The organism is Allobosea sp. NPDC055332, assembly GCF_053645455.1.
The window spans coordinates 1-1063 of record NZ_JBSHMO010000043.1; the positions used below are offsets into that span (position 1 = coordinate 1).

Genomic DNA, 1063 nt, shown 5'->3' on the forward strand with positions numbered 1-1063 from the left:
CTTTTCAAGAATATTAAATAGAACACTATATGGCATAAACAAGGACTTAGGATGGAAAAGCCTAGCTTCCCACCTCTTCTTACAGCAGGATTTCATGATATGGATAGTGATGGCATCAAGTCTCTTTGTGTCGACACCTTCCCAAAATCCGTTAGAAGAAGTATGCTATACTGTAATTTTATACAGCTTATTGAGCAATTTAAACTTGTTAATCAGCAGTGTCTATGTTTCTCTGAAGTGTGGATCGATGGTTCATTCACTACAGAGAAACCTGAACCTGATGACATAGATATACTCGTGGTCGTCGATTATTTGGCCCTAAACTCTTTGCCAAACACGCTGATGCCATTGGTCAGCTCATTGTTAAATAGAGATTTTATTAAAGAAAACTACAGCATTGACGTTCTTTTGCTGCCTGAAAATCATCCAGAAATCGATTATAGTGAAAGGCGAAGTTACTGGAGAGGGTGGTTTGGTTTTGATCGGAAGGAGAATCCTAAAGGCCTCGTGAGGGTAATGTTATGAGCGAAGAAAAAACATTCAACTCCCTCAAGGAGCGAATTGCGTTCATTCAACGCGATGTGGATCTGCTTGCTCAAAATAAGGGGAGATCATTTGCTGATGACATTATATTTAGATCACTTGACTCCCATCTGAGCGATCTCCGAGAGAGACAACGTGCAATCGATAACCAACATCCTTTACGTGATTTCATGGAGTTGAGATTAAAAGGTGTTTTGGTCGATTTCGGGTCTATTCCGTTAGATATTCTATCTGTAATTTCAGGTAATCTCGCATCCCTTGTACAGAAAGCAGTTTACCGACTTGGATCTGGGAAAGATTCTAGTCGTGTGCCGATTGATGTTAAAAAATCATTAGACATGAGATTGGCAGACTTGCGTCCAGGTTCGACGAAGTTAGGTGTTACTTTTTCTACTGGTTCTTGCGAGCTCATCGAAACAGTATCCAGTCATGCTGTTAAGGAGATTTTTGCACTACTCTCATCCATTGATGAAGAAACATTCACGGCTAAAATTGCCGAAATTGGTTCGCAATCAACAGC

The 1063-nt window shown here is 40.3% G+C and carries 2 protein-coding genes; both read left to right on the plus strand.

Annotation, left to right across the window (positions count from 1 at the left end; translation table 11 throughout):
• Positions 1–51: 51 nt before the first annotated feature.
• Complete coding sequence (locus tag ACWIGM_RS31570) at positions 52–525, plus strand: DUF6932 family protein (RefSeq protein ID WP_000414677.1); 474 nt, start codon at positions 52–54, stop codon at positions 523–525.
• The coding region (locus tag ACWIGM_RS31575; protein WP_454029871.1) for a hypothetical protein at positions 522–1063 on the plus strand (542 nt) is incomplete at its 3' end. The genes ACWIGM_RS31570 and ACWIGM_RS31575, both read left to right, overlap by 4 nt.

Excerpts from the sequence above, each read along its gene's own strand:
- ACWIGM_RS31570 (WP_000414677.1), top strand. The coding sequence starts at position 52 with ATGGAAAAGCCTAGCTTCCCACCTCTTCTTACAGCAGGATTTCATGAT.